The organism is Acinetobacter sp. UBA2063, from assembly GCF_002333245.1.
Classification (GTDB): domain Bacteria; phylum Pseudomonadota; class Gammaproteobacteria; order Pseudomonadales; family Moraxellaceae; genus Acinetobacter; species Acinetobacter parvus.
Window position 1 is genome coordinate 1 of sequence record NZ_DDAH01000173.1, and the last position, 5,152, is coordinate 5,152.

A 5,152-nucleotide genomic window follows, 5' to 3' on the forward strand; every position below is an offset into this window, starting at 1 on the left:
CCTAGAACTTTTAAGTCCTGATCTTGGGTGAGATGAGATTCATAGTACAACGCAATATCTGCATCAGATTTGGATAAAACCATTTCCAGCATATCAATTAAAGTTTGGAAATACGGCCACTGTTCAAGCATTTCATTTAAGGTGTTTTGGTGTTGTCCATGCACCTGATTAATCGCCGTACCTGTACCCAGCCATGCAGGCAACATCAGGCGAATCTGGGTCCATGCAAACACCCACGGAATGGCGCGTAGTGATTCAATGCCACCGCTAACCTTGCGCTTGGCTGGACGTGAACCGAGCGGTAACATTTGTAGCTCAAGTTCAGGGGTAACGGTACGCAGGTAGCTGACAAAATTTGGATTTTCACGCACAGTTTGTCGATAAACCTGTACCGATAAATCAGTCATTTGATTCATTAAGTCTCGCCATTCTTTCTTTGGCTCTGGCGGTGGTAGTAGTGTTGCTTCTAATGTTGCCGCTGTATAGATTTCCAAATTTTGTAGCGCGATGCCTTCTAAACCAAATTTAAAGCGAATCATTTCACCCTGTTCAGTAACACGAATTGCTCCAGAGATTGAACCTGGTGGCTGGGAAAATAAGGCTTGCTGGGTCGGTGCGCCGCCACGGCTGATCGAACCACCACGTCCGTGGAACAGGGTCAGTTGTACGCCATGATTTTTGGCAATCGCGGTCAGTTCCTCCTGAGCGCGATATTGCGCCCAGTTGGCCGACATAAAGCCCGCGTCCTTGGCTGAGTCTGAATAGCCAATCATCACTTCATGTTTACCCTGAATATGCTGTTTGTACCAATGCACATTAAACAGGGTGTTCATGGTTTTGGCTGCGCCATCCAGGTCCTTTAATGTTTCAAATAAAGGCACCACACGAAGCGGATGCTGAATCCCAGCTTCTTTTTGTAAGAGTAAAACAGCTAAGACGTCGCTTGGATATTCTGCCATCGAAATAATATAGGCACCCAAGCTCTCAGCTGGTTGTTCAGCCAGGGTACGCATGGTGGCAAACACTTCCAGCACATCTGGATGCCGAATCAGGCTGCCCTCTGGTTCATTCAGATATTTAGGGAGTAAAGGACGTTTGCTCTGCAGCTCTTGGATCAGGAAATTTTGACGAGCCTGTTCAGTCCACGATTCAAAATTGCCTAGACCTAGATATTCAGTAATCGCTGAAATGGCTTGACGATGTCGACCTGATTCCTGGCGGATATCCAGTTTCAGCAGTTCTATGCCAAAGCAATTGACACGGTAAATGAAATCAAGCAACTGGCCATTGGCAATTTCGGCTAGATTACTGTCAATCAGGGAGCGATAGCACAGCAATAAAGGCTGTAATAGTTCATCTTTAGTTTTGATGATTTGACTGTCATCCGCATCCAGTCCATGTAAACGTTGTGTCAGCCAGTGACGGGTGGCTTTCAGGCGTTCACGGGTTTCACGTAGATATTCACGATAGGGTTCAGGGTGTTCATAACCTAATGCTTGAGTGAGTTCATCTGAACAGGTTTGAATCGACAGTTCCCAGCGTAAATTTTCAATATCACGCAAATACAAATCAGCAGCTTGCCAACGTGATAGCCACAGCACTTCTTGGGTGACTTGATGGGTGACATTGGGATTGCCATCACGATCACCGCCCATCCACGAGGCAAAACGAATCGGGGCAATATCCAGAGGCAAGGTTTGCTGGCAATGTTGCTGGGTCAGTTCATTCAGTTCACGGATAAATTTTGGAACTGCATTCCATAAACTCTGTTCAATGGTGGCAAAGCCCCATTTCGCTTCATCCACAGGAGTAGGGCGATGCTGGCGAATCTCATCGGTTTGCCAGGCTGAACTCACCAGTTGCTTGAGTGTGGCAATGGTCTGCTGGCGTTCTCTCGGTGTGAGTTTCTGTTGATCAAGCTGTGATAGGCAGTCGGTAATGTCATCATATTTCTGGATCAGGGTACGGCGGCTGACTTCGGTCGGATGTGCGGTGAGCACCAGCTCGATGTTGAGGTCGCAGATCTGCTGGAAAAGGTGCTGTTCACTAATCTGTTGGGTTCTGAATTTTTCAAAGAGATGCGTCAGTGGGTTTGGACTGGATGTCTGCTCGTCAAACTCAGCCTGACGGCGGTTACGCACCACATGGTACTGCTCAGCGATGTTGGCAAAGTTGAGAAAATATGAAAATGCACGGGTCAGGGGCAAAATTTCTTCATCTTTTAGGCCGAGGAAAAGGTGTTCGAGCTGTTTTTCCGCCTCGATTTGACCATCACGGGCACCCTTGGCCAGGGCACGAATCTGCTCAACCTGATTAAACAAATCCTGTCCTGCATGCTGCTTTAAGGTTTCGCCCAGTAAATTACCCAGTAAACGAACATCTTCTCGTAATGGCGCAGTGATTTGTTGTGTCATTATGCTTCTCCTCTGCTCATGTCTTGACTATAACCTGATTGTCAGACATTCCAAGTGGAGAACGTAAGGAAATGTGAAATTTCTTTAAAATTTAGCTTGATATTTAAGCAAAAAAAGTTCAATGGCCTGTTCAATCATCTGCTCAATTTCAACCGTGGTTGGCACCGAATCCAGGCCCAGTAAAACCTTGTGGTGGCGTCTGCCGAGCATCAGTGCCACAATCAGTTCGGTCTGTTTAAGGGGATCATCTGCCTGAATAAAGTTGAGTGTGATGGCCTGCTCAAAAAAACCACACCAGACATGACACATACGTGTGTGTGAGGCATCAAAAAACTGCTGGGTGAGGGGGCTTTGTTCAGCAGCAAGTTCAAACAGCACCCGATCCAGCTTCAGCGCTTCAGGCAGGTAAATAATGCCCAGGGCGCGCTGGCACATTAAATACAATGCCTGCCTAAAGTCGGACTCAGGTGTGAGTTCAAACTGCTTTGCCCGAATGGACTCCTCACAGCTCTCCTCAATCGCACAGGTAAACAGATTGGCCTTGTCCTGAAAATGGTTGTACACCGTGAGTTTGGTGACAGCCGCCTCTTTGGCAATCTGGTCCATGCTGGTGGCGTGATAACCCATTTTTAGAAAAATAGATTTTGCAGCCTGCAAAATTCTGGCTCTTTTTTCTAAATCTTTGGGACGACCACTGGTCGTCTGCACGTTATCGTTCTCTTTTAATTCAATTAAAAAATCAGGTTGCTAGATTTAATTTTTATTTAATGTACTCATGAGTATATTAATTAAAAATTAAACAATTTATGATAATGCCCATATCACGCCCTAAAAATCAATTTGAATAAGAGCGCAAAATAGATGAATCAGATCAATCGTATCATATTGGGGTTAGTCATTGTCAGTAGTGTCATCCTCAGCGCATGTCAGAAAGAGGTGCCCAGAACTGAGGAAATTCCTTATGTCATGGTGACGCAGCCGAGTAGCAACCATATTGACCAGAAAAGCTATGCAGGTGATGTGCAGGCCAGACAGCAGACCGCACTGGCATTCCGTGTCGGGGGCCAGATTACCGAACGTTATGCCGATGTTGGAGATCGGGTTAAGGTTGGGCAGGTGTTGGCAAAACTGGATGTGAAAGATGCCCAGTTGCAAATGAATGCGGCCAAAGCCCAACTGGACAGTGCACAGGCCGCCGCAAAAATTGCATTGGAAGAATATAAGCGTTATCAACAACTTTTGCCTGTCAATGCGGTCAGCCGTTCACAATTTGATGCTATTAAAAACCAGTATGAGTCGGCACAGGCAACACTGCAACAGGCCCGTTCAAACTATGAGGTTTCCTCTAACCAAACAGGCTATAACCAGTTGGTCTCCAATAAAAATGGGGTGATTACCCAACGCAATATTGAAACAGGACAGGTGGTGGCGGCAGGGCAGGCTGCCTATCAACTGGCGATTGATGGGGAGCGTGAGGTGGTGTTTGGTGTGCCTGAACAGGCAGTCAGTACCATTAAAGTCGGGCAGCCTGCCTGGGTCACCTTATGGTCACAGCCAGATACACGTTTTGCCGCAAAAGTCCGTGAGGTCTCACCAGCCGCTGACCAGTCGCGTACATTTACTGTCAAGGTCTCCCTGCTTGAGGGACAGTCCACGATTCAACTTGGACAAAGCGCACGAGTGTTCTTTGTGGCAAATGAAAACAATGTCCTGAGCGTGCCTTTATCCAGCGTCACTGCCAATGATCAACAAGCTTATGTCTGGGTGGTCAATGCCAATCAAACCTTACGTAAAGTTCCTGTGACTTTGGGAACTTATGGCCGTGACAGTGTGCCTATTCTTTCAGGTCTAAAAGCTTCAGATTGGGTTGTGGTCGGTGGTGTGCACCTGTTGCGTGATCAGCAAAAGATTCATCCTGTAGACCGTGATAATCGTGAAGTCACGGTAAAAGCGGGAGCCTGATCATGAAATTTAACCTTTCAGAATGGGCGCTGAAGAATAAGGGCATTGTTCTGTATTTTATGCTGTTACTTGGCATTGTTGGGGTGATGTCCTATTCCAAGCTGTCACAGAGCGAAGACCCGCCATTTACCTTTAAAGTGATGGTGGTGCAGACCTATTGGCCAGGAGCAACGGCTCAGGAGGTTGCAACCCTGGTGACAGATCGTATTGAAAAAGAACTGATGACCACAGGGCAATATGAAAATATTCGGGCATATTCACGGCCTGGGGAATCTATGGTGACATTTATCGCCAAGGATTCTTATCGTTCCAGTGAAATTCCTGATGTTTGGTATAACGTGCGTAAAAAGGTCAATGACATTCGCTCGCAACTGCCAAGCGGTGTGCAGGGGCCGTTCTTTAATGATGAGTTCGGCGATACCTTCGGCAATATCTATGTACTGACGGGCAAAGATTTTGACTATGCGGTAATGAAAGAATATGCCGATCGTTTGCAACTACAATTGCAACGGGTCAAGGATGTTAGCAAGGTGAATCTTGTTGGTCTACAAGACCAGAAAATCTGGATTGAACTGTCCAATACTAAGGCGGTGCAGCTTGGTGTCCCTGTCACAGCCATTCAGGAAGCGATTCAAAAGCAGAATGACATGGCAGGTGCGGGCTTCTTTGAAACAGGCACAGACCGTATTCAAATCCGAGTTAGCGGACACTTACATAGTGTTGATGACCTTAAAAAAATGCCGTTATTGGTGGGTGATAAAACCATTCAACTTGGT

Annotated in this window: 4 protein-coding genes; 2 read left to right on the forward strand and 2 right to left on the reverse strand. The window is 46.6% G+C overall.

Annotated elements, in window-relative coordinates:
- Together ppc and B4H32_RS08115 are read right to left on the reverse strand one after the other, a co-directional pair.
- The coding region (ppc, locus tag B4H32_RS08110; RefSeq protein WP_286801699.1) for a phosphoenolpyruvate carboxylase at positions 1–2,414 on the reverse strand (2,414 nt) is incomplete at its 3' end.
- A gap of 84 nt (positions 2,415–2,498) precedes the next feature.
- Complete coding sequence (locus B4H32_RS08115; RefSeq protein ID WP_286801703.1) at positions 2,499–3,122, reverse strand: TetR/AcrR family transcriptional regulator; 624 nt, start codon at positions 3,120–3,122, stop codon at positions 2,499–2,501.
- Positions 3,123–3,275: 153 nt separating this feature from the next.
- Here B4H32_RS08115 and B4H32_RS08120 point away from each other — a divergent pair, with 153 nt between their 5' ends.
- Together B4H32_RS08120 and B4H32_RS08125 are read left to right on the forward strand one after the other, a co-directional pair.
- On the forward strand, positions 3,276–4,376 hold the full coding sequence (locus B4H32_RS08120; RefSeq protein ID WP_262450017.1) for an efflux RND transporter periplasmic adaptor subunit: 1,101 nt from the start codon (positions 3,276–3,278) through the stop codon (positions 4,374–4,376).
- 2 nt (positions 4,377–4,378) lie between these two features.
- Positions 4,379–5,152 (forward strand): efflux RND transporter permease subunit (locus B4H32_RS08125; RefSeq protein ID WP_286801718.1); only part of this gene is annotated, 774 nt, incomplete at its 3' end.